This window comes from uncultured Granulicatella sp. (assembly GCF_963528315.1).
In the GTDB taxonomy this organism is placed as follows: domain Bacteria; phylum Bacillota; class Bacilli; order Lactobacillales; family Aerococcaceae; genus Granulicatella.
This window is the reverse complement of sequence record NZ_CAURVV010000023.1, coordinates 1-24,180: the sequence shown is the minus strand read 5'-3', so window position 1 is coordinate 24,180 and position 24,180 is coordinate 1. Positions and strand designations below refer to the sequence as shown.

At 33.4% G+C, this 24,180-nt stretch carries 21 protein-coding genes; 19 read left to right on the top strand and 2 right to left on the bottom strand.

The window, feature by feature from the left end; translation table 11 throughout:
- The 13 genes from RYK07_RS06005 to clpP form a co-directional block, all read left to right on the top strand.
- A partial coding sequence (locus RYK07_RS06005) for a MucBP domain-containing protein (protein ID WP_314852906.1) occupies positions 1-1,376 on the top strand: 1,376 nt, incomplete at its 5' end.
- A 369-nt stretch (positions 1,377-1,745) separates the two neighbouring features.
- Positions 1,746-2,654 (top strand): Rpn family recombination-promoting nuclease/putative transposase, encoded by a 909-nt coding sequence (locus RYK07_RS06000; protein ID WP_314852905.1) that lies wholly within the window; start codon positions 1,746-1,748, stop codon positions 2,652-2,654.
- A 346-nt stretch (positions 2,655-3,000) separates the two neighbouring features.
- The gene (locus tag RYK07_RS05995; RefSeq protein ID WP_314852904.1) at positions 3,001-3,243 is read left to right on the top strand and encodes a hypothetical protein; all 243 of its coding nucleotides are present in this window, start codon (positions 3,001-3,003) and stop codon (positions 3,241-3,243) included.
- A gap of 657 nt (positions 3,244-3,900) precedes the next feature.
- A complete protein-coding gene (locus RYK07_RS08955) occupies positions 3,901-4,794 on the top strand; it encodes an N-acetylmuramoyl-L-alanine amidase family protein (protein ID WP_399546464.1) in 894 nt (297 codons plus the stop codon).
- 155 nt (positions 4,795-4,949) lie between these two features.
- Entirely contained in the window at positions 4,950-6,281 is a 1,332-nt protein-coding gene (locus tag RYK07_RS05985) for a nucleoside triphosphate hydrolase (RefSeq protein WP_314852903.1), read from the top strand.
- 28 nt (positions 6,282-6,309) lie between these two features.
- Positions 6,310-7,704: a hypothetical protein gene (locus RYK07_RS05980; protein ID WP_314852902.1), complete on the top strand. Its 1,395-nt coding sequence runs from the start codon at positions 6,310-6,312 to the stop codon at positions 7,702-7,704.
- A gap of 115 nt (positions 7,705-7,819) precedes the next feature.
- A complete protein-coding gene (locus RYK07_RS05975; protein WP_314852901.1) occupies positions 7,820-9,826 on the top strand; it encodes an MBL fold metallo-hydrolase in 2,007 nt (668 codons plus the stop codon).
- Positions 9,827-10,030: 204 nt separating this feature from the next.
- Positions 10,031-10,822, top strand: coding sequence for a hypothetical protein (locus tag RYK07_RS05970; protein ID WP_314852899.1), 792 nt, complete (start codon positions 10,031-10,033; stop codon positions 10,820-10,822).
- A 62-nt stretch (positions 10,823-10,884) separates the two neighbouring features.
- Positions 10,885-11,142, top strand: a complete 258-nt coding sequence (locus RYK07_RS05965; protein WP_314852897.1) for a type II toxin-antitoxin system Phd/YefM family antitoxin — start codon at positions 10,885-10,887, stop codon at positions 11,140-11,142.
- On the top strand, positions 11,139-11,510 hold the full coding sequence (locus RYK07_RS05960) for a type II toxin-antitoxin system death-on-curing family toxin (protein WP_314852896.1): 372 nt from the start codon (positions 11,139-11,141) through the stop codon (positions 11,508-11,510). The genes RYK07_RS05965 and RYK07_RS05960 overlap by 4 nt, the downstream gene beginning before the upstream one ends.
- Before the next feature lie 358 nt (positions 11,511-11,868).
- Positions 11,869-12,948 (top strand): rod shape-determining protein, encoded by a 1,080-nt coding sequence (locus RYK07_RS05955; RefSeq protein WP_314852895.1) that lies wholly within the window; start codon positions 11,869-11,871, stop codon positions 12,946-12,948.
- Between the two features lie 11 nt (positions 12,949-12,959).
- The gene (locus RYK07_RS05950) at positions 12,960-13,163 is read left to right on the top strand and encodes a DNA-directed RNA polymerase subunit beta (protein WP_314852894.1); all 204 of its coding nucleotides are present in this window, start codon (positions 12,960-12,962) and stop codon (positions 13,161-13,163) included.
- Positions 13,164-13,244: 81 nt separating this feature from the next.
- Positions 13,245-13,838: an ATP-dependent Clp endopeptidase proteolytic subunit ClpP gene (gene clpP, locus RYK07_RS05945; protein WP_227930954.1), complete on the top strand. Its 594-nt coding sequence runs from the start codon at positions 13,245-13,247 to the stop codon at positions 13,836-13,838.
- 320 nt (positions 13,839-14,158) lie between these two features.
- Here clpP and RYK07_RS05940 read toward each other — a convergent pair whose 3' ends face one another.
- Together RYK07_RS05940 and RYK07_RS05935 are read right to left on the bottom strand one after the other, a co-directional pair.
- The gene (locus RYK07_RS05940; protein WP_314348758.1) at positions 14,159-14,263 is read right to left on the bottom strand and encodes a putative holin-like toxin; all 105 of its coding nucleotides are present in this window, start codon (positions 14,261-14,263) and stop codon (positions 14,159-14,161) included.
- Between the two features lie 294 nt (positions 14,264-14,557).
- Positions 14,558-14,662 carry a putative holin-like toxin gene (locus RYK07_RS05935; protein ID WP_314852891.1) on the bottom strand — a complete coding sequence of 35 codons (105 nt, stop codon included), beginning with the start codon at positions 14,660-14,662 and terminating at the stop codon, positions 14,558-14,560.
- 327 nt (positions 14,663-14,989) lie between these two features.
- Between RYK07_RS05935 and RYK07_RS05930 the strand changes: the two genes are divergently transcribed.
- The 6 genes from RYK07_RS05930 (at position 14,990) to RYK07_RS05905 (ending at position 24,037) form a co-directional block, all read left to right on the top strand.
- A complete protein-coding gene (locus RYK07_RS05930; RefSeq protein ID WP_314852890.1) occupies positions 14,990-16,666 on the top strand; it encodes a hypothetical protein in 1,677 nt (558 codons plus the stop codon).
- 178 nt (positions 16,667-16,844) lie between these two features.
- A complete protein-coding gene (locus RYK07_RS05925; RefSeq protein WP_314852889.1) occupies positions 16,845-18,197 on the top strand; it encodes a hypothetical protein in 1,353 nt (450 codons plus the stop codon).
- Positions 18,198-18,388: 191 nt separating this feature from the next.
- Complete coding sequence (locus tag RYK07_RS05920) at positions 18,389-18,850, top strand: CtsR family transcriptional regulator (RefSeq protein ID WP_314852888.1); 462 nt, start codon at positions 18,389-18,391, stop codon at positions 18,848-18,850.
- A gap of 11 nt (positions 18,851-18,861) precedes the next feature.
- Positions 18,862-21,345: an ATP-dependent Clp protease ATP-binding subunit gene (locus tag RYK07_RS05915; RefSeq protein WP_314852886.1), complete on the top strand. Its 2,484-nt coding sequence runs from the start codon at positions 18,862-18,864 to the stop codon at positions 21,343-21,345.
- Positions 21,346-21,602: 257 nt separating this feature from the next.
- Positions 21,603-23,183, top strand: a complete 1,581-nt coding sequence (locus RYK07_RS05910; RefSeq protein ID WP_314852884.1) for an LPXTG cell wall anchor domain-containing protein — start codon at positions 21,603-21,605, stop codon at positions 23,181-23,183.
- Positions 23,184-23,347: 164 nt separating this feature from the next.
- Positions 23,348-24,037, top strand: a complete 690-nt coding sequence (locus tag RYK07_RS05905) for a hypothetical protein (RefSeq protein ID WP_314348752.1) — start codon at positions 23,348-23,350, stop codon at positions 24,035-24,037.
- Positions 24,038-24,180: the final 143 nt, after the last annotated feature.

Below are 24,180 nucleotides of genomic sequence, written 5' to 3'. Positions count from 1 at the left end.
TATTCAAAGGTGATGTAGACACTACAGTAGCTCCAACGTTTAAAGATGGATCAACAACTAAAGAAGTACCAGGAGAAGGAACTTACACAATCGATAAAGATGGTAAAGTAACATTTACTCCAGAAAAAGACTTCGTAGGAACAGCTACTCCAGTAGAAGTTGTACGTAAAGATAAGAACGGTAAGACAATCAAAGCTTCTTACACTCCAACAGTTCGTCCTGACACTAAATTTGTAGTAGTAGGAAAAGACGGTAAAGAAACTGAATTACTTCCATCTAAAGATGGTAAAAACCCATCAGAAACTATTTCTGGATACAAACTTGTTAAGACTGAAACTGATGAAAAAGGTAATACTAAACACATCTACGAACCAGTAACAACTAAACACGTAGATAGAAAAGGTAACCCAATCCCAGGAACAACAACAGAAGAAGGAACAAAAGAACCTAAGAACATTCCAGGATACCAAGTAGTAGAAACTAAGAAACTTCCAAATGGAGATACTGAATATGTATACGAAAAAGTAACGACAAGATACGTAGATCAAGCTGGTCACCCAATTCCAGGAACTGAAATTGAAGAAGGAACAAAAGAACCTAAGAACATTCCAGGTTACAAACTAGTAAGTACAACAACTAGTCGAAAAGGAGATACAGTTCACACTTACGCTCCAGTTCAAACATTCTTCAAAGATAAAGATGGAAATGTAATCCCAGGAATAACAACTGAAGATGGTGAACAACCTAAGAAAGATATTCCAGGATATCGCTTTGTTGAAACGAAGAAATTACCAAATGGTGATGTAGAACATATCTATGAAAAAGTAGAATCTACTCCAACACCAGCACCAACTCCATCAACACCAGTTTACGAAAAAGTGTTAACAACTTATGTAGATGAAAATGGAGAATTAATCATCCCAGATGAAAATGGATCACATCCAGGTAAAGAATTAAAAGGTTACGAAATCGTTCGTACTGAAAAAGATGCGAATGGTAATGTACGTAATGTTTACCGTAAAGTAACTCCAGCAACTCCAGAAGCAAAAGTGATGACAACATTTGTGGATGAAAATGGAACATTAATTATTCCTAACGAAAACGGTGAAGTTCCAGCTAAAGATATCGCAGAATATGAATTAGTAAGAACTGAAAAAGATGCTAACGGAAACGTTCGTCACATCTACCGTAAAGTTGTAGCTCCAGCACCAAAAGTAGTTGAAACAACACCAGCTAAACAAGAAAAAGTAAATCGTCAAGAATTACCAAATACAGGTACTGGTCAAGAATCAGCTATCTTAGGTGCAGCAGCAAGTGCAATCCTAGCAGGATTAGGACTAGTAGCTCCAAAAAGAAACAAAAAAGACGAAGAATAAGATTGAACGTGATCGGATTACTTCATGATAAATGATAGTTAATCTTAGCGTAAGCTTCAATAGTATTAGACGTCTGACGACACCCTCGAGAAATCGAGGGTGTTTTTTTGTGTTGGAGATTGTAGGGTGTGCTTGGACATTTTGAAGGAGAACGGGATACGTATGAAGTGTTGAGAAACGGTGCTCAGTATTGAAAGAAAACGGTAAAAGTGAGGTGTGGAAAGTATATCGGAAGGTATAAGAATGGTACATTAAGGTACGTTGTTCAGTATCGAATGTAAATATGATTAAAAATTCTCCTGTAAAAAAATATTTTTCTCGATTTATTTCGTATATATAGGTGAAGAGAAAAATAAAGGAGGAATCAATATGAAAATTAAACCAACAAATGACTTACTCTTCAAAAAAATGATGACAACAATAGGAAAGGAATATATTCTGGAAGACTTCATCGAGGCAGTTACCGGAATGAAACTAACAAATATTAGACCAACAAATCCATATCAGATTGAAACTTATCAAAAGACGATAGAAAATCTAAATCCAGTAATGTATAGTACGATTGTTGATGTAGCAGCTACTACGGAAGATGGCATGGAAATTATGATAGAAATGCAACTCTATCAGCATAAAGACTTTTTTGAACGAATCTTTAACTATATGGCAACCACTTATACGCAAAACTACAAAGCAGAAACTGCGAAACCAATTATTTCTATTGTTGTCACTAATTTTACAGTATTCCCAGAATTTCAAGAAGCAAGAGTAGAAATTGGATTAACCAACTTCGCCTATCATCGAGAAATCAGAAATAAAAAACAACAACCGTATTGGAGAATTTATCTAGTAAACTTAACAGATAAAGCTATTCTTGAAGAAGAAAATACAGACTTTTCAGAGTGGCGAGACTTTCTAAAAAATGGTACAATTAATGCGAAATCAAGTAGAGGATTAAAAGAAGCACAAAAAATCGTGAACTTCTCTAATCTAGCAGGTGAAGAACGGAGGCTTGCAGAATTAATGGAAAAATATGAGGATGTATATTATCAAGTCATGAAACACCAACTCGAAGAAGGAATAGAACAGGGAATTGAAATCGGACGTCAACAAGGCGTAGAACTTGGAGAAAAACGAGGGATGGAGAAAGGCGTAGCACTTGGAGAACGCAAAGGACAAGTGACGATATGCTTCAAAATGAACTTACCAATGGAAGAAATCCAAAAATATACAGGATTGTCGATTGAAGAAATCGAAACATTTAGAAAAGAAATGGAATAGAAGTGAAATGAAGGGCAGCTCGTTTATGGGCTGTTTTTTTGGTTGTTCGAAAAAATCCTATTGGTGAATCAATTTGATCACCAAATTAAGTCTTTGATTGTCGACTGATTCAAAATAAAAACGATGAATTGAAAGTATATTTTAAAGGATTTGAAGAAGAACAAGACTTAACCTAACTACATTTTTAGAATTAGAGAAGTATAATAAAGACAAGATACAGGAATATAAGAAAGTTAGATGGATTGAGTTTTTTGGAAATCAACCATATACGCAAAAAACTGAAGGAATATTAGAACAAGCCGATCGAATTATGAGACGAATAGATTGGACAAAGGAGGAAAGAGAAATGTACGATGAAAGAACAAGATATCTCCAAGCATATTCAACTTTTTTAGCGACTATAGAGAAAGATAAGAAAGATGCAATAAGTCAGGCTTTGACAGAAGGTAAAGTAGAAGGTATTGAGCACGAAAAGAAAATGATGATTATCAGTTTGATTAAAGATGGTCTTCTTTCTAAAGAAGAAGGAGCCAAACGATTAAGTATTTCTTTAATTGAATTAGATGAGTATATGAACGCTCAAGAATAGAATTTATATGCTATAAATCAATATATCCTTGTGTCATATGAACTTGTTTTCGTATATAGATGGAGAAAAAATAAAGATTGAAACAATATGAAAACTAAACCAACAAATCAGTTATTCATAAAACATGATGACAATAAAAGGGCAGGAATATATTTAGGAAGACTTCATTGATTAAGTAATGGGAATTAAGCTAATAAATATTAGACCGGCAAAGCCATAACAAATCGATACTAATAAAAGGAAGAAAAAAGAAATTACTGATGAAGCTAATAGAAAAAACAAAAGTAAGAATAAATATATTTAATGAAACGAAATAATATATAGGAAATAAAAGTGAAATTCACAAGAAAAAAATTGAAATAATCAAACAAATACTTGTAATAATCGAACAAAGCAATTGTAAAATAACCGTAATATTATAATACTTGCACTAACTGTGGATAAGTGGTATTATATCTTTGTTTGAAAGAACAATATTATAAATATTGTGAAAACACAGGTTGACATGACAAGTTATGAACTTATTACCATCATAACCATAACCTAAAAAGTGAAAAATACAACTTTTTTCGTAAAATAGCTTGACAATGAACAATCAGTGAGGTAGCATTATCTTATAATATAAAAACCAAAAAAAATAAAGAGAGGTATAATATTATGAAGAAAAAATTATTATTATCAAGCGTAGCAGCTTTAACATTATTTGCTGCTTACACTACAGTTAATGCTGACACTACTAATGGTGTAGTTCCAGAAGCTGATCAATACAAACCAGCAACTCCAGTTAAAAACCCATACGATGTAAGAAACCGTATTGGTAAAGATGGTAAAGTTTTACCAGATGTATTTGGAAATGGTACTCATGTTCGTGTACATGTTAAAGATATCCAAGGTAACCCTGTAGCAGGTGCTAAAGTAGCTGCTTTAGTATACAAAACAGTAGAAGATTTTGACAACTACAAAAAACCAGCTTTAATTGAAGGAGTTACTGACGCAGCAGGTGATGTTGAGTTTGCTGTTGAAAACGGTGGTTATGTAGTTTACCGTGTTGATCAAGCTCCAAAAGGTTACTTTGTTCCTGCTAATCTTACAGTAGGTACTCTACTTGATGCAGAAGAAGTTGTACGTGAAGGTTCAGACATGTTCGTTACTGGTGAATTAGTAATTGAAAAAACTGATACTTACAATGTAGCAAAAGAAGAATGGGTACAAGAAGAAGCTGGTTGGAGATACTATGCTAATAACAAAGCTGTTACTGGCTGGAAACAAGTAGACGGTAAATGGTACTTCTTCAACGCTGAAGGCGTATCACAAAAATGGTGGGTACAAGACAACGGAACTTGGTACTACTTAAACGGTTCAGGTGAAATGCAAACTGGTTGGTTACAAGATAACGGTACTTGGTACTACTTAGAAGCTTCAGGTGCTTTAAAAGTTAGCCAATGGTTCGAAGTGAACGGTAAATGGTACTATGTAGATGCTACAGGTGCATTAGCTGTTAACACAACTGTTGACGGATACACTGTTAACGCTAACGGTGAATGGGTTTAATACCTATTAAATTAAAAAATTATGAGAGAAAACGAAAGTTTTCTCTCTTTTTTTTAAATTTTTCGAAAATTTCTTAGTATTCTAGAAAAACTTGTAGTATAATACATTTGTAAGATTCTAAACAATCTTATAAATGATACAAAATGGAGAGATGTATGATGAAAAAAAGAAATGTAATCGTAGCTTTATCAAGCTTAACAATGGCAAGTGCAGTAACATTAACAGCTTATTCAGTTGCTACAACAACTGTAGAAGCAAAAGAGGAAAATGTTTATCGTACAGAATGGGTTAAGGCGGAAAATTCACGTAATAATAATCGTACAACAGTATTTTATGAAGATGGAGATCAACCACTTTCAAAACATCCTAAAATTGAAGGATATGAATATCAAAAAGTATATGTAGAAGGTGGAAGAAGATATTATTTATTTGTTGAAAAAGAAGCTAAGATTGATTCAGAAGTGAATGATCCAACTACTCCAAGCGATGAAGTAAATACACAAGGATATAAAACAACAGATAAAGATAACAAGTGGCGTGAAGCTTCTGGTAAACGATACTTTTATTCAAAAGGTAATCCTGTAAAAGGTTGGGCATTAATTGATGGTAAGACATATTACTTCGATAGTGAAGGTGTAATGGCAAAAGGGATTATTTTAAATAATTATGAACGTTATTACTTAGGAGATAACGGAATTAAACAAACAGGTATTGTTAAAGTAGGATCAACAACTTATTATTTTGATAGTACGGGTACTCGTAAAACAGGTATGATAACTGTTGATGATAAAAAATATTATGCTAAAGATGGAGTTATTCAAGAAGGTGTTTATAAATCAGGCTCATCTTGGTATTATTTCACATTAGATGGAACAACTAAATCAGGATTAGTAAAAAATACAGATGGAAAATGGTACTATTTAACTTCTGAAGGAGAACGTAAAGTTGGTCTAATTGAAGCAGGTGGTGGAAAATACTACTACGTTACAGAAGAAGGGGAACGTAAACACGGCAAAGTAACCGTTAATGGTAAAGAATATACATTAACTGAAGAGGAAGACGGTGCAAAAGCTGATTGGAAACAAGTTGATGGTAAATGGTACTATTATAATGCTAAAGGCGAAATGCAAAAAGGTTGGTTACAAGTAAATGACACTTGGTACTATCTTGGAACTGATGGCGAAATGCAAAAATGGTGGATCTTCGAAGGTGGTAAATGGTACTATCTAAATGGATCTGGTGAAATGCAAAAAGGTTGGTTACAAGATAATAATAAATGGTACTACTTAAATACATCAGGAGCAATGGAAACTAACTGGGTTGAAGTTGGCGGTGAATGGTATTATATGAATAATTCAGGAGCTATGGTGAATGGATGGCAAAAAATTGGTTCTTCATGGTACTACTTCAAAGATTCTGGTGCTTTATTAACAAATGGTACAACTCCTGATGGTTATAAAGTGAATGCAAATGGTGAATGGGTATAATTAATAAATAATATTGGAGGAATTATTTATGAATAAAAAATTAACAACAATTTTATTAGCAAGTTCAGTAGTTGCTTTGGCAGCTTTACAACCAGTAGGTGCTGAGGGAATAACTAATAATACAGCTGCAGATTCAACTACTGCACCAGCAACAGAAACTAAAAAATTTAAAGAAATACGTTATGTAATTTATCAAAATGGTAAAATTGTCGATATTAAAGACTCTTTAAAAGGAGATGCAGCATCAAATACAACCCCTCCAAAAATTGATGGATATACTTATTCATATGGTAGAGATGGAAAAGATGATGGATTTGAGGGTGTTCTCTTCCATATGTATACCAAAAATACTAATTCAAATAGTAATAGTGGAAATGGAAGTCAAAATAATTCGAATAATAGTAACCAAAATAATGGTGTTAACAACAATAATCAGAATAATGGTGGCACTGCTAACCAAAATTCATCTTCAACAAATTATGTATGGACTATTAAAGACGGTAAGAAATACTTAAAAGTTGATGGTAAACCAGCTTCAGGTTTTACAACTTTTGAAGGTAAAAAATACTTCTTTTTAGCAGATGGATCTGCAAAGGTTGGTATTCTTCAAGAAGGTGATAAACGATTCTACTTTAATGCTGAAGGAGAGCAACAACTTAACTGGCAAAAAGTTGGAGATAAATACTACTACTTCAAAGAAGACGGAACAATTTTAAAAGGTATTTTTACTGTTGGCGATAAGAAATATTACTTAGAAGACGGTGTTCAAGTAGTTGGTTTGAAGAAAGTTGAAAATAAATGGTACTTCTTCACTGAAGATGGTAAAAACAAAACAGGTTTAATCAAAGATGGAGAGAAATATTACTATGTAACTCCTGAAGGTGAGCGTAAAACTGGTTTAATTGAAGATGGTAAAAAAGTTTATTACATTAACGAAGACGGTACTCGTAAAACAGGTAGCGTTGTTGTAAATGGTAAAACGTATCAATTATCAGAAGATAATGTTGAAGCAGGTTGGAATAAGATTGACGATAAATGGTACTATTACAATGCTGCTGGCGTAATGCAAAAAGGCTGGATATTAGACGGTTCTTGGTATTATTTAGACAATGATGGTGTAATGCAAACTTTCTGGCAATTTGTTGGAGGTAAATGGTATTATCTAAACGGATCAGGAGCAATGCAAAAAGGTTGGTTATTAGATGGTAGAAACTGGTACTTCCTAAATGAATCAGGTGCTATGGAAACTGGCTGGGTTCAAGTAGGTGGCACTTGGTACTTTATGAACAACTCAGGTGCAATGCAAACTGGCTGGCAACAAATTGGAGGTAAATGGTATTACTTCAATACTTCAGGAGCATTACTAACAAATACAACAACACCAGATGGTTACACTGTTAACGCTGATGGTGAATGGGTATAATAAGAATACTGATGAAGAAGAGAGCGAAAGCTCTCTTTTTTTGCTCCAAAATTTTGATTGAGGATAATAGCGTATTGTTTTATACTATAAAAAGAATAAGGGAGGTAATTATTCAATGAAAAAATTGAAAATAGGGATGATGTTAGCAACAATTGGATTTCTTAGTTTTATGAATCCAGTTCAAGCACAAGAAGGAAATGGAAACAAGATTCACTTTATAAATGTTTCCCCAACGAATCTTGGGAGTGATGCTATTTTATTAGAAAGTAATGGACATTATGCCATGATTGATACGGGAGAAGATTATGATTTTCCAGATGGAAGTGATGCACGTTATCCTTATCGTGAGGGTGATAATACGGATTATCGAAATGTGATGACAGAACGTGTTATGCGTCATTTGAAAAATGTGGGTGTAGAAACATTAGATTTTATTTTAATTACTCATGCTCATTCAGATCATATTGGGAATGCGGATGAGTTGATGGAGAATTTTAATGTCAATAAAGTTTATATGAAGCGTTATAGTGATAGTCGAATTACGGATAAGGAGAGATTGTGGGATAGTCAGTATAATTATGACAAGGTATTAGCTGTAGCAAATCAAAAAGGAATTCCAGTGATTCAAGATATTTCAAAAGAACAAGCGCATTTTTCTTTAGGGGATATGGACATTCAACTTTACAATTATGAAAATAAATATACAAATGGTCAATTAACACCAGTAGTAGATGATAATTCTAATTCAATCATTAGTGTTATTACTGTCAATGGGAAGAGAATTTTTACGGCAGGTGATTTAAACAATTTAGATTATCGTAATGAGGATTATTACGGTCCAATCATTGGAAAAGTCGATATGATGAAGTTTAATCATCATTTTGATGCGGAATTTTCGAATACGCCTAATTTACTGCAAAATTTACAACCTTCGATTGTGGTACAAACTTCAAGTAGTAATCCTTCGAAGAATAATCAACTGGCAACAGATGTTATCAATCAATTGAAATCGTATGGTGCTGAATTGATTAAGGCAAGTAGCGCAGTATATGATGCGACCGTTTTTGATATTCGTACGGATGGATTTAAGAATATTTCAACACAGTATCCTCGAATTCCTAGTTTTACTGCGAAGTGGTATGTGGAAGATGATGTTTGGAAGTATCAATATGCTACTGGTGAACATGCGATTGGTTGGAGTGAGATTGCGGGTCGTTATTATTTCTTCAAAGGGAATGGAGCTATGTTAGAAAGCCAATGGAAAAAATGGCGTGGTCGTTGGTTCTATTTACAAGATTCTGGAGAAATGGCAACAAAATGGAAGTTCATTAATGATTCGTGGTATCTTTTCAACATCTATGGTCAGATGGAAACAGGTTGGGCTAGTTCAGATGGACAATGGTATTACTTATCTAAAGATGGTGATATGCAAAAAGGCTGGAAATGGATTGACAAAGCTTGGTATTATTTTGCCGAATCAGGAGAGATGAAAACAGGTTGGCTCAAAGATAAAGATAACTGGTATTATTTAGACAGCGATGGCAAGATGAAGACTGGAGAACTTCAGTTAGATAAACAGGAGTACGCGCTAGCCAATGATGGACATATGATAACAGGCTGGAATGGAAACTACTATTACAAAACTTCAGGCGAACGAGCAAAAGAATCTTGGACTGAAATCGATAGTAAGTGGTATTACTTCAAAGCAACGGGGGAATTATTGAAGAGTGGAAAAACACCAGATGGCTACACAGTTGATGCGAAAGGTGTATGGCTAAAAGACATTCCTCAAGAAGTGAAGAAAGTTCAAAAAGAAACTGAAAAAGCGAGAACAACAACCGTTGAGAATACATTGAAAAACAACTCTATTGAAAAAGAACCTCGTAGAGAAAATGAAACTCATGAGACAACTACATCATCAGTTTTGGAAAAAACATCGAATGAAGAAAATCATTCAACAAGTAATCCAAATCATGCTGTTGAAGAAGTGACTCGTGCGAGTGCAGTTGCTCCTGAAACAACTGCAGGTAGTTCAAGTGTAGACAAAGAAGTGAGTTCGAATGCAGATTCAACTACAAATCCAATTTCAACTACAACTTCATCGGTTGGTGGAGACAGATAGATAAATCGTGAGATTTCTCAACAGGGCATAAAATATTTGTTAGGAGTTCTATTAAATAAGTTTTTGAAGGAATTAGGTGACTGATGGTTGCCTAATTCCTTTTTTAACATTTTATCTTTATAGTAGTCATAAGGTTTCATCTCCTCTTAAATAGTTTGGACGCTTTTAATATAAGGGATGAAGCCCTTTTTGTATACCCTATAAATGATAGAAGCAAAATGCTTCTCTATAAAATCAGCTGACGAAATATCTTTGTCAATATTTCCTTTAAGACTTATAATAAGGATAGATATTACGATTAACAGTCATTTTGGAAGTTTAAGGAGGATGATATCTATGATGTTTTCTGATGACAGAAAATATACCCTTAGTGGTTGGTTACAAGTACATGAAAGAGATTTATACAATAGACGCTATCAATTACAAATCTTTTTGATCTTATATGAATTTTTCTCTGAAATAGAAAATGACGAATCGGATTTGAATTTTCTAATTGGAGTAAAAAAAGGACCAGTTTTTGGGGCTGTATGGACGGACTATGGGAAAGTTGGTGATAGATTTCATATTTCTTCTAAATATAGCTATGAAAAGAGAGTCATTAATGTAAATGAAAATAGAGCAAAGAGATGTGCGTTTATAGTTCAGACACTCACAGAAGAAGAATGGTCTAGTTTTATGAAGAAACTAAATATTTGGAAGGCAAAAGAAAGTGAAATTTTGAATCATAAATATAACATAGCGGAGTTGGACTTGGCTGATTTGAATGATGAGGATATCAATCTGATAACGATGCTGTATAATCATTATCCTAGCGAACTGGTTGAAAATAGTAAGATTATTGCTGTAAAAGAGAAAAAGTTTGTAGTTTCAAAAGTAGATTATGATAAGATTATTCAGAATCATATGGCGAGATTAGAGAAATTAGCGAAAAAAAATAAGTTGTATAATCCTGTGTTCGTTAAACTAGATGACGAAGGTAAGCTTGTGGTGGAGTAGAAGAACCTTGTAGGTTGAATATATCCTAAAAAATGTTACAATAGATAAAAGGAGGAGATAACATGCAAATTAATATTGAAAATTTAGTTTCTATTTCGGAAGCAAATCAAAACTTCTCTAAAGTAGCTCGTATGGTAGATGCTAATGGTACTGCAGTGATTTTGAAAAATAACACACCAAAATATGTTTTAGTGGATTATCAGAGTTTAATCAAAGAGAAGAAGGATATATCAACAGTTGTAGAGCAGTCAACATTGGATGAAGTTGCAACTTCAGTATTATCCCGTCATCTTGATGCATTTAAGGAATTGGCAAAATGAGAATACTGACTGTTAAACAAGTTATTGGATTGCATAGTAGACTTATTCAAGCGACGGGTGGTCTAGATGGTGTCAGAGATGTGGGATTGATAGAATCTTCTTTGTCTTCAGCTTTTACTCCTTACTTTGGAGTTGATCATTATCCAAGTATTGAAGAAAAGGCTGCAAGACTTTGTTATTCGCTAATAAATAATCATGCTTTCCTTGATGGAAATAAACGAATTGGTATTTATATCATGCTTGTTTTTTTAGAGTTAAATGGTATTGTACTAAAGCAGACCGATGAAGAAATTGTCAAGCTAGGTATAGGTGTAGCTTCATCAGAATTAGATTATGATTCTATTTTAGAATACATTAGAAATCATTGATAATTCAATAAGTTATAGATTGACGTTAAAACTTCAAGAAATATTATACTTGATAAAACAGTAAGAAAAAATTGAAGAAACTGAAAATAAATTAATTTCAAAATATTTATAAAAGAACTTAATATCATTATATGAATAAACTAATTCAGGAGAATGTAGACCAAACCGCATTCTCCTTTTTACTATTTAACCTAAAATAAAAATAAATTTTCCCCTATTTCCACCACAAAAATAGTCCATCTATCAAAAGTATGCTATAATGCTAAGTAACTATGGATGAATGTGTAAGGACAGATTTAGGACATAGATAGTAAGACAGAATATCAAATAAAATGACTAGAATAAGAAAGGGAGACCTATGGCAAGAGATATTGGAATTGATTTAGGGACTGCGAATATTTTAATTTATTTAAAAGACCGTGGTATCATCTTAAATGAACCATCATTAGTTGCTGTTGATGATAAAACAAATACAGTAATTGCGGTCGGTGAGAAAGCCTACAAAATGTTAGGTAGAACACCACGAGACATTTCCATTGTTCATCCACTAAAAGGTGGGGTTATTGCGGATATTGCAGTAACAGAGCAATTGTTAGAAATGTTTATTCAAAAACTACATTTAAATGCATTTTTCCAAAAACCAGATATTTTAATTTGTACGCCAACGAATGTTACAACAGTAGAGCAAAAGGCAATTATTCAAGCTGCAATTAAGTGTGGAGGACATTCAATTTATTTAGAAGAAGAACCTAAAGTGGCTGCTGTGGGTGTTGGTTTGGATATATTCTCACCTTCTGGTAATATGATTGTCGATATTGGTGGAGGAACAAGTGATATTGCAGTGCTTTCTATGGGGGCTACTGTATCAAGTCGCTCGATTAAGTTAGCTGGTGATGATATGGATCATCAAATTATGGATTACATTAAAGAGAAGTATCAGTTAATTATTGGAGAGAGAACAGCAGAAGCGATTAAGATGGATTTAGGTTCTGCCATTGAAGTGGAAATTGAATCGGATATGATTGTCAAAGGTCGTGATATGACAACTGGTCTTCCGAAGACGGTAACCATTTATACGAATGAAATTTATCATTGTCTAAAAGAAATTTTAGATACGATTTGCGAAGAAACTCGTTTAGTTTTAGAAGATACTCCTCCAGAATTAGCAGGGGATATTATTGAACGAGGGATTGTAGTAACCGGTGGTGGAGCATTAATTCATGGCATTGATCGTATGTTATCAGAACGATTACAAGTTCCAGTCTTTTTAGCGGATAACCCATTAGAAAGTGTTGCAATTGGAACTGGGGTTTTACTAGATCGTATTAAGAGAGAACGTGGATTGTTTGATGGATTAAAACGTTTATTCTCTTCCAAACGTGTAGTGATGAATCCTACTGCGAATGTATTTGACGATGATGCACTTCGTCGACCATAAGAGGTGAGGACATGTTTAAGAGATTAGAACAGTTTTATAATAGTCAGCCATTTTTTATGATTGTTCTCATTCGTATCGCTTTATTTTTAGGTTTAGCTTTTGTGCTATTTATAGTAGGGCTTATGATTGGTTACAGTGCTCTTGGTGGCGGTGGCAATCCGTTCTCAGTATTTTCATGGGATATTTGGCAAAAGATTATTGATTTTATTCATTAAGCATAATCTTTGACCTTTATTGACAAAACCGTTACACTAATATAGAAAAATGAAATTTAAAAGAGAGATGGAGGATTCAACATGAATTTAATTCCTACAGTTATTGAACAATCATCACGTGGTGAACGTGCGTATGATATTTATTCAAGATTATTAAAAGATCGTATTATTATGGTAAGTGGACCAATTCACGATGATATGGCAAATGCCATTATTGCACAATTATTATTTTTAGATGCACAAGATCCTGAGAAAGATATTTATATGTATATCAATTCTCCAGGGGGAAGTGTTACAGCAGGACTAGCAATTTATGACACAATGAATTTTATTAAAGCTGACGTACAAACAATTGCGATGGGCTTAGCGGCTTCAATGGGTTCATTCTTATTAACAGCAGGTACAAAAGGGAAACGTTATGCGTTACCAAATGCTGAAATTTTAATTCACCAACCTTTAGGTGGAGCACAAGGACAAGCAACAGAAATCGAAATCGTTGCTCGTCAAATTTTAAAAACACGTGAACGTTTAAATGCGATTTTAGCAAAACAAACGGGTCAAAAAATCAAAACAATTGAGAAAGACACAGATCGTGATAACTATATGACAGCTCAAGAAGCATTAGAATATGGTTTAATTGATGCGATTATGACAAACTCAAAAGATTTACAATAGTAGTTAGTAGATAGGATGGAGTCGCCGGTTTCTTTGGAATCAGGCGACTATTTTTGTGTGATGAGAGGGTGCTAGCTATTTGCAGTTAGTTTTAATGGATAGGAAACCTTGTTTTCTATTGGGGTGGGGTAGAATTACTTGAGCTTGATATGAGAGGAAACCTTGGAATTACAGAAATTTGCAATCCGTTTCGTTTTTGGTATAATAAAGATACAAAAAGAGCCGAGCACCAACTCGACTCTGATGTAGACCGTTGAAAAGACGGTGGCAAGATTTTGACGCTATGATAACGCCGCTAACCTGTCAAAGTTAGAGCGGTGTTATTTTTTTGTCTTGATTTCTATCAGTTTGACAACTAGTGCTACTAACGCAACTAGTAAAGTCGCAAAAGAACACACTAATGTCAATGCTTCATAGACTGACAAAGTGCAACCTCCTTTCGATAGATTTAATGAAGATGCTCATAAGCATCACCTACCTTTATAGAGATTACCACCGCTTTAAAACTTTCTACGGTGAGAGTGTACCATAAATAAAAAGTAAATAATAGCGAACGGTGTAAAAAATACATTGTTTGAAAAACTCAGAAATTCTGATATAATAAAGATACAAAAAAGAGCCGAGCTGTAACTCGACTCTGATGTAGACCGTTGAAAAGACGGGGGCTAATTTTTATAGTGTTTATAACACCACTCAACTAGTCAAAGTCATGAGCGGTGTTATTTTTTTGTCTTAAATTCTATCTGTTTGACAACAAGTGCTACTAACGCAACTAGTAAAGTCGCAAAAGAACACATTAATGTCAATCCTTCATAGACTGACAAAGTGCAACCTCCTTTCGATAGATTTAATGAAGATGCTCATAAGCATCACCTACCTTTATAGAGATTGCCACCGCTTTAAAACTTTCTACGGTGAGAGTGTACCATAAATGAATTGCGAAAAACAGTGTATTGTGACAAAATTTATACGCTTCATAGAGGAAATACCGTTTTCCAAAGATCATATTGGAAGACGGTATTTTTATGGATAAATTGCTATTTACCAAAAATCATCATCCAATACACTCTAGATAATAAAATCATCCCAAAGTTGTATGGACAGTTTTATAAGATAAACATATAATGAAGACAACAAAAGGGGGAATACAAATGAAAGATGTAACCAATAGTGCCAATCGAAGTGCAAGAAATCAACAAGGAAAGAGTTTTCGATTAAATTTTTCAAAATCAATTTTATATGTTATTGCAGTAATCATTATTGCACTATACTATTATAAAAATCTACCACCAATTCATTATGCTTCACCTGCTTTCTGGGTGTTTTTAGCCTTGATTTTAGTATTAGTTGGAGCGATTGAATGGGTGACAGGAGCTAGTATTGCTTTTAAAACTAGCACTAGTAAGTTTTCTTGGGAGCAAGTGAGCCAGTCTAAAAGTCACTTAGTTTCTAAAATTGTATTATCAATCGTTGGAGTTTTAATCGTTATTGCTGCGGCAAGTCATTTTATCTTGTCTCCATTATTTTTTGCTGAATCTTATTCTAAAATGATTCAAGTTCAAAATGCAGACTTTGCGACAGATTTTCCTAAGACAGATGTGACACAAATTCCATTAATTGATCGTGATACAGCTTCAAGATTAGGTAATCGTAGAATCGGGGCTTTGACAGACCTAGTTTCTCAATTCGAAGTGGCAGAAGATTATACGCAAATTAATATTCAAAATCATCCGTATCGTGTCTCTCCATTAAAATATGCAGGATTTTGGAAATGGTTCTCTAATCATCAAGATGGAATTCCAAATTATATGCAAGTAGATATGGTTACTGGAGATGTAGAAGTGAAGAAACCAAGTCAACCAATTCGTTATAGTGAAGCAGAGTATTTCAACCGTAATATTCATCGTCACTTACGTTTCCATCATCCATTTACTTTATTTGGTAGTCCAAGTTTTGAAGTTGATGATGAAGGGACACCATATTATATTGCTTCAACTTATAGTCGTAATTTTTTCTTAAGAGAACCTGAAGTGAATGGTTTAATTACGGTGAATGCTTTAACAGGTGAAAGTAAGCATTATAATTTACAAGAAATTCCTCATTGGGTAGACCGTGTGTATAGTGCGGAATTAATTTTACATCAGTTGGAAATGAATGGAAAATATAAATTAGGATTCTGGAATACGATTTTCTCTAAAAAAGGAGTGACAGTTCCTACAAAAGGGTATAATTACTTACCGATGAATGATGATATTTACCTATATACAGGGATTACTTCGGTAGCTTCAGACAATTCAAATATTGGATTCGTATTAGTCAATACTCGTACAAAAGAAGCAAAGATGTATCCAGTATCAGCAGCAGAAGAATTTTCAGCAATGAGTTCTGCAGAAGGTAGTGTACAAGAAACAGGCTATAAAGCAACTTTCCCACTACTGATTAGTTTAAATGGCAAACCGATGTATATTTTATCCTTAAAAGATAGTTCAGGACTGATTAAAAAATATGCATTAATCGATGTGGAAAATTATCAAAACGTCTATGTAGAAACAAGTGTGAGTCGTTTAATTCAAAAATATGAACAATCTGTACCAACGGAACAAGTTGGAACAGACAGTGATGATCATTTAACAAGTGTGACAGGTAAAGTCCAAGATATTCAAGGTGTTGTTATCAATGGAAATACGATTTACTACCTATTGGTAGATGAAAAAGTCTATCGTGCTCCTGCTACGATTCAAAATCGTTTACCATTTGTACAAAAAGAACAACAAGTAGAAATGCAAGTAACTGTACATGGAGAAGTTAGAAGTATTGTGATTAAATAATTTTTACAAGAAGTACTTAGAAAAAATTCTAGGTACTTCTTTTTTATATATTTTAAGAAGAATAGAATCATAAAATAGAGGATAAGGTACTTTTGAGTATCAAATACTAAGGTATATATAGTCTTTTCATTGAAACCATAGTAAAATAAGGATGAATGAAGAATTGGGGAGTGATGAAATGGAAGAAATTTATAGTGGTTTATATCAAGTTCAAGAAGCGTTAACACAATTTAAACAAGAAGTAATGGCAGCGGCAGTTTGTAATCAATCTGGTAAGGTTCAATTTATTGTAGAATTAATGCATAATAAGGAAGGGCAATTTGCAGCATTTTTCCATAAAGATATTCGAGAATATCAACAAAGAGTTAAAGCGGAAGAATATATAGTAAAAATGGCTGAAACAGAAGAAGATTTAGATGAAATTGAAGGATTACGTCAAGGGATTCAAATGATTTTTGTTCCTTTAAAATTTATTCCTAATAGTCAAAAAGAAAAAATGAGAGAATTGGGTATCACTCGTAAAAGAAAAAAACTTTATCCATTAATTTGGAGTTTAAATGATGCCAAACTTTTAAAAAGAGATGTTAAAGGAGCAGAAGTGAAATTATGCCAAAAAGTAATTGACTGGTTAACAAAAGAGGGAAATCTTGAGTTACTTGCATCAGTTAACATTCCGATGAAGAATAATATTTTACCAAAGATTACATATAATCAGAAGAGTAAGGGAAGTTTCTATAATGAAGGAGATATTATTCAGTTTGAAGACCTCTCTTATGAAGAATTTATTGGATATAAAAGTGAAAAACCAAAATTGTATATTCCAGAGTTATCTGTTTTTCGTTTGAAAAAAGCCATTCAATTTACGGTTCCTGTAACATTTGAAATGCGATTCATGTTATCTCCAACTCATTTTTATGGGAAAGAAGAGAAAAAAGGACCACAATATGTATTAGTCGTTGCTTCAGATGAAGAAATTATTATGATTGAACCAATGGATGAGTTAGATCCAGAACATCTACAGCATACATTAATGGGATTGTATACAGATTTACAATTTATTCCAGTTCAATGGATTACAAGAGGGATTTTTGCACAGTTCTTAAAAGATAGTTTAGCACCAATGATGGATATTTTTAAAATTCTATTTCATATCGGTTCTGAAGAATCTGTGATTGACACGTATACATTTGAACATTTATTTCACTTAATGACATCTGATAGTCCTTATCTAGATTTTGAGGATGAATTCGATGAATTTGACGATGAGTTTGATGAGGATTTTGATGATTTTAGTGTGTCAAATGATAGTCGAAAAATGTTCAAGGAAGCAACTGAAGAGGAAAAGGATACGTTCGTTGATGTTCAATTAGAAGCGTTTCAAAGAGCTTTGCCATTTGCGTTAGAATTTATGAATAAACATCCTAAATCATCTTTGAAAGAATTGGAAAAATATTTAAAGAAGAATCATGTTGATTCTGAAATGATTTTGTCTATTATTCATGCTTTGAGAGAAGTTGGACATCAGTTTTAAAGTAAAAGAGACACTACGATTTTAGGCGTGGTGTTTTTTTGTTCTTCAATCAATTTTGTTTTTAAAACTAATCAACTAAATTTTTGAATAAATTTAAGAAATTCTACTGAGATTAAGTTCTTTTTATTGGCAAAGAGAAATTAATTTTGTATAATTAAAGTCAAAGAAAGTCAAAAGGGAGGAGAGTTCGTATGCAACCGTCAAATATGTCGGATATTATAGAAGAATATTTAAAAAACGTCTTATTAGCGCAAGAGAAAGTTGAGATTCGCCGTAGTGAAATTGCGGATCGTTTTAATTGTGTTCCATCGCAAATTAATTATGTGATTAATACTCGTTTTACGGTTCAACAAGGATATGTCGTTGAAAGTAAACGTGGTGGTGGTGGTTATATTCGTATTATGAAAGTGAATTTAGTTGATGATATGGATATTATTGATGCCTTATTAGAAGTTGTTCCAGAAGAATTATCGATGAAACAAGCCAATCATATTTTACAAAATCTATATGATAATGAGCTCCTCTCAAAACGAGAAGCACAATTGTTAAATATTGCGATGTCCAAAGAATCGTTAACGAAAGCAGAGCAATGTAGTGATCAACTTCGTAGTAATATGATGAAAAATATATTAACCAGTTTAAAGTATAAGTAGGGGTGACATGAATGAGTGAAATGTTTACAGAAAAAGCACGTAGTGCAATGGTATTAGCTGCCAGGGAAGCAATTTCTTTTAGACATCAAGCAGTGGGTACTGAACACTTATTATTAGGTCTAGTCATTGAACAAGAAGGAATTGCTGGGATTTTATTAAGAGAAAGAGGATTAACAGCAGAAATTGTTCGTCAAGAAATTGAAGCATTAACGGGATACGGAAGCAATCGTAAAGAAATAGATCCATATTTAATGCCATATTCGCCAAGAGCTAAAAAAGTAGTTGTTGCAGCAACAGAAGAAGCGAAACGTTTGAAAATTCCACAAGTAGGAACAGAACATCTATTATTAGGCTTACTTCAAGAAGAAGTATTAGCGACAAAAATTATGCGTGACAATCATATTTCATTAGAAGAATTAATGAAGACGATCTATGAAAAAATTGGAATTCAACCTTCAAAAGCTCGTTCAACAAAAGGTCAAGTATCTGGTGGTAGCGCTAAAGATAAAACACCAACATTAGATAGCTTATCAAGAGATTTAACAGCCTTAGCAAGGCAAGGGAAATTAGACCCAGTAATCGGAAGAAATGAAGAAGTTCGTCGTATGATTCAAGTCATTAGCCGTCGTACAAAAAATAATCCTGTATTAGTTGGGGAGCCTGGTGTTGGTAAAACTGCTATTGTTGAAGGATTAGCACAACGTATGGTTAATGGTGAAGTTCCTGAAGAAATTGCCAACAAACGTTTAATGATGTTAGATATGGGTGCATTAGTAGCAGGAACAAAATATCGTGGTGAATTTGAAGAACGAATGAAAAAAATCATCGAAGAAATTTATACACAACAAGATGTGATTTTATTTATCGATGAATTACACACACTTATTGGTGCAGGTGGCGCAGAAGGAGCGATTGATGCTTCGAATATCCTAAAACCTGCCTTAGCTCGTGGTGAATTACAAGTGATTGGTGCAACTACTTTAGATGAGTATCAAAAATACATTGAAAAAGATGCTGCCTTAGAACGTCGTTTTGCTTCTATTCATGTAGAAGAACCAACTGCTGAAGATAGTATTCAAATTTTAAAAGGGTTGAGAAAACACTATGAAGCGCATCATCATGTAGAAATCACAGATGAAGCAATTCAAGCAGCGGTACAATTATCAGTTCGTTACATTACTTCAAGACGTCTTCCGGATAAAGCGATTGACTTAATGGATGAAACAGCTGCAAAAGCTCGTTTAGATGTGACAACTAAAGTTTCTCCAATCGTCTTATTAGAAGAAGAAATTTTACATTTTGAACAATTGAAAAATCAAGCGATTCAACACCAAAACTTCGATGAAGCAGCTAAATTCCGTAAAAAAGAATTAGCAAAGAGAGCTAAATTAGAAAAATTAATTGAAAAATTAGAAACTTCACCAAAAACAGATTATGTTGCTTCGATTGGAGAAGGGGATATTGCAGAAGTTGTTTCTCAATGGACAGGAATTCCTCTTCAACAAATGGAGAAAAAAGAAAGTGAACGTTTAATCAACTTAGAATCTGTGCTACACAAACGTGTGATTGGACAATCTGAAGCTGTAAGTGCTATTGCTCGTTCGATTCGTCGTGCAAGAAGTGGATTAAAAGATCCACGCCGACCAATTGGTTCATTCTTATTCTTAGGCCCAACAGGTGTTGGTAAAACAGAATTAGCGAAAACTTTAGCAGAAGCAATGTTCGGAGAACAAGATGCGCTAGTCAGAATTGATATGTCTGAATATATGGAAAAACATTCCGTTAGCCGTTTAGTTGGTTCACCTCCAGGATATGTTGGTTTTGATGAAGGTGGTCAATTAACTGAAAAAATTCGTCAACGTCCGTATGCCGTAATTTTACTAGATGAAATTGAAAAAGCTCATCCAGATGTGTTTAATATTTTATTACAAGTATTAGATGATGGACATTTGACCGATTCAAAAGGAAGAAAAGTGGACTTCAGAAATACTGTTATCATTATGACATCAAACCTTGGTGCTGTGGCTCTTCGTGAAGAAAAATCTGTAGGATTTGGTGCAAAAACGGTTCAACAAAACCATGATGCGATGGAAAAACGAATTCGTGAAGAATTGAAAAATTCATTTAGACCAGAATTATTAAACCGTATTGATGAAACGATTGTCTTCCATAAACTTCAAAAAGAAGAATTAAGACAAATTGTTGGTATTATGGCAAAAGAAATTACTTCAAGATTACAAGAATTGAATATTACAGTGAAAATTACTTCTGCAGTATTAGATGTACTAGCAGAAGAAGGATTTGATCCAGAATACGGAGCAAGACCAATTCGCCGTGCTATTCAAAAGAAAATTGAAGATCCATTAAGTGAAGCATTGTTAAGTGGAGAAATTCGCTTCGGACAACAAGTTACTATTGGAGCCACAAAAGGGAAAATTACAATTAAAGGGAAAGAGAAAAAAGAAAAAGCTGTAAAAACTCCAGCCCTTGTGTAATTGAACATTCATATATAACTGATAGAAGATAGCCTCGCGAAAGCGAGGCTATTTTTTTGTTTCAAAAATTTTTACAAATATTTCAAATTTAGTTTTTTTTGTAATTTTCTTTTAAATATTTGTAAGGAAATCTTTCTATGAAAATATATATAACTGATGTATATTATCTTTAACCTCATGTAAATAATTGGATTTAATGAAGAAATTTGCTGAATTATTTATGTGTAAATATTACAAAAGAGGAAGAAGGGAATTATATGAAAAAAATAATAGCAGTATTTACATTGCTTCTAACGGTGTTTTTGGCATTTAAGCTAACGAATGGAAATATTGCAGAAGCAGAGTCTGGAACTAGTCCCAAAATTAAACTGGAAGTTCAATTTTTAGAAGATGGAACAAATACTGTTTTAGCCGATCCTATTCAATTAGAGGGGGACCAAGGAGTATTTGCTTCGATATCTATTCCAGCTACATTGCAAGGTAAATATGCAGTTTCAAGACAAGGGTTTGATGAAGCTAGTATAACTCTTATTGAAAATGGTGGAATGTATAGTCAGAAATTAATTTATCAAATTTTCTTCACAAAGAAACCAGATATAACGAAAGTTAAACAGGAAGGGACTTACACTCTAAATGTTGAAGAGTATGATGAAAATGGTAAAAACTGGCAAATTAACTATCCAGATGCAACCGATAAGGATGGAAATTTCATTAAACAAAGTGCTGCACAAACAACGAATTTTGCAACAACATTTGGCTATTACACCATTAGTGAAGATCAAGTATTAGTATGGTGCTTTGATCCAAAATTACCTTCGAATCATTTAGATAAATATGAAAAACGTGTGATTGAAGAAAATTTAGATGCTGCATTAATTCAAAACTTCGGTATCGGTTACGCTGGTCATGAAGTTACACCGTTAAACGCTTCTACTGAGCAACAACGTTTATGGAAGTTATTAGGTACACAATTTCCTAAAAATCCTTACATTATCGAACGTGATAAGAGTGAAGATGGTCAATATTCTAACGACAATCTGAGACAGTTAACGGAGGAAGAAAAAGCTCAAATTCAAAATTTCAATGAAAGACTAGATGCTTTAATTGCTCTATATAAATCAGAACAACAACCGGATTACCAATTAAAAAGCGAAGGAAAAGCTACGTTAGAAGATGGTAATAAAATTGTTCTAAAATATGCTCAACATGAACGAGTAATTAGATTGTCTGGAAAAGACGATTATACGAAACAATTAATTGAAGGATTTAAAAATGGAACTCTTACATTCAATGAGAATTTTGTAGTTTACATTGATAATAATGATATTGTTGTGAAGGTTCCTAGAGAAACAGCTCCAGGAGAGTATGATCTAGCAAGCATGTCACTTATTAGACCCGAATATATTGGTGAAACAGTTGAATATTATTCAAAATACGGGAACCAGCCAATGCAAGTGAACCGTATTGCTAAACCTAAAACATTCGAATTGAAACTTGAGATTAAGGATGGATTTATTCCAAACGACCCTCCTATTCATGATAAACCAGAGTTGAAAATTCCAGAGAATCCAAAACCTAAGGAAGAAAAACCAAAAATCCCAGAAAATCCTAAACCACAAGAAGAAAAACCTCGTATTCCTAAAGAACCTAAAGAAGAGCCTAAAGTTTTGGAAGAACCAAAGAAGGAAGAGGAAAAAACTTCGGAAGAACCAAAAACTAAGAAAAATAATCACTTACCAAACACTGGTTCAAAAGAGAATATTGTTATGACAGTTCTAGCGATTCTAGTTTTAGTAAGTTCATTAGGATTTAGTTTCTACAAACATAAAACAATTTAATGAAAAAATAGTTGAAGTAATTACGCTTCAACTGTTTTTTACTTTTCGTATAAAAATTCAAGAGTTAGTCTCCTAATAATTTGACTTCCCAGAGAATGAAGTGTTAAAGTGGAAATTGATTAATGATCGAAATATCAATAGTAATGACAAAGGGGAGTTTTTTAATGAAAAAACATAAATTAATGTTAGCTAGTTTAGCAGTTTTAGGTGCTGGATTTTTAGCAACAAGTTCAAATGTACAAGCTGCAGAACAAAACAATACAGGATTTATTCGTCAAAATGATAAAGTCTATTATCATGAAAATGGTAAAAAATTATCAGGATGGCAATTAATTAATGTGAATACTGATGATAAAAAAACAACAAAATTATGGACTTATTTAAATCAATCAGGTGAAGTTCAAACGGGATGGGTGAATGATAACGGAACTTGGTATTATTTAAAAGAATTAGAAGGTGAATCTAAAGGTATTGCCTTTATGCAAAAAGGATTCATTAAGTTAAACAAAACTTGGTATTACTTTGATGAATCAGGTGCAATGAAAGAAAATCAATGGTTCCAACAAGAAGAAGGTTGGTATTACGCTGATAAATCAGGCGCATTAAAAGTTGATGAATGGTTCCAAGTAGGGAATAAATGGTATGTTGCATCTGGAAAAGGTACAATTCTTACGAATGTATTTATTACATATCAAGATGAAGTTTATCATTTCAATGCATCTGGAGAGATGTCAGAAAACGAATGGTTTGAAGCAGAGGGGTATTGGTTCTATGCTGGTAAATCAGGAGCTATTTTAAGAAACACAACAACTCCTGATGGATACTATGTCAACTCAAACGGTATAGCGCAATAATCGTTAATGATAAATGAGAAGAAGACGACCGAATGTACTGCACCCCAAAAGTTAGACATGAAAAATCTAACTTTTGGGGTGTTTTTTAATGAAATTAACTTATGAAGATAAAATAGAAATTTATCAACTAAGAAAACAAGGTG

Bases quoted from the DNA above. Each gene is read 5' to 3' on its own strand.
- RYK07_RS05930 (WP_314852890.1), top strand. From the start codon at position 14,990: ATGAAAGATGTAACCAATAGTGCCAATCGAAGTGCAAGAAATCAACAA.
- RYK07_RS06000 (WP_314852905.1), top strand. From the start codon at position 1,746: ATGAAAATTAAACCAACAAATGACTTACTCTTCAAAAAAATGATGACA.
- RYK07_RS05995 (WP_314852904.1), top strand. From the start codon at position 3,001: ATGTACGATGAAAGAACAAGATATCTCCAAGCATATTCAACTTTTTTA.
- RYK07_RS05970 (WP_314852899.1), top strand. From the start codon at position 10,031: ATGATAGAAGCAAAATGCTTCTCTATAAAATCAGCTGACGAAATATCT.
- RYK07_RS05955 (WP_314852895.1), top strand. From the start codon at position 11,869: ATGGCAAGAGATATTGGAATTGATTTAGGGACTGCGAATATTTTAATT.
- RYK07_RS05925 (WP_314852889.1), top strand. From the start codon at position 16,845: ATGGAAGAAATTTATAGTGGTTTATATCAAGTTCAAGAAGCGTTAACA.
- RYK07_RS05960 (WP_314852896.1), top strand. From the start codon at position 11,139: ATGAGAATACTGACTGTTAAACAAGTTATTGGATTGCATAGTAGACTT.
- RYK07_RS05980 (WP_314852902.1), top strand. From the start codon at position 6,310: ATGAATAAAAAATTAACAACAATTTTATTAGCAAGTTCAGTAGTTGCT.
- RYK07_RS05920 (WP_314852888.1), top strand. From the start codon at position 18,389: ATGCAACCGTCAAATATGTCGGATATTATAGAAGAATATTTAAAAAAC.
- RYK07_RS05950 (WP_314852894.1), top strand. From the start codon at position 12,960: ATGTTTAAGAGATTAGAACAGTTTTATAATAGTCAGCCATTTTTTATG.
- RYK07_RS08955 (WP_399546464.1), top strand. From the start codon at position 3,901: ATGAAGAAAAAATTATTATTATCAAGCGTAGCAGCTTTAACATTATTT.
- RYK07_RS05985 (WP_314852903.1), top strand. From the start codon at position 4,950: ATGATGAAAAAAAGAAATGTAATCGTAGCTTTATCAAGCTTAACAATG.
- RYK07_RS05910 (WP_314852884.1), top strand. From the start codon at position 21,603: ATGAAAAAAATAATAGCAGTATTTACATTGCTTCTAACGGTGTTTTTG.
- RYK07_RS05915 (WP_314852886.1), top strand. From the start codon at position 18,862: ATGAGTGAAATGTTTACAGAAAAAGCACGTAGTGCAATGGTATTAGCT.
- RYK07_RS05975 (WP_314852901.1), top strand. From the start codon at position 7,820: ATGAAAAAATTGAAAATAGGGATGATGTTAGCAACAATTGGATTTCTT.
- RYK07_RS05905 (WP_314348752.1), top strand. From the start codon at position 23,348: ATGAAAAAACATAAATTAATGTTAGCTAGTTTAGCAGTTTTAGGTGCT.
- clpP (WP_227930954.1), top strand. From the start codon at position 13,245: ATGAATTTAATTCCTACAGTTATTGAACAATCATCACGTGGTGAACGT.
- RYK07_RS05965 (WP_314852897.1), top strand. From the start codon at position 10,885: ATGCAAATTAATATTGAAAATTTAGTTTCTATTTCGGAAGCAAATCAA.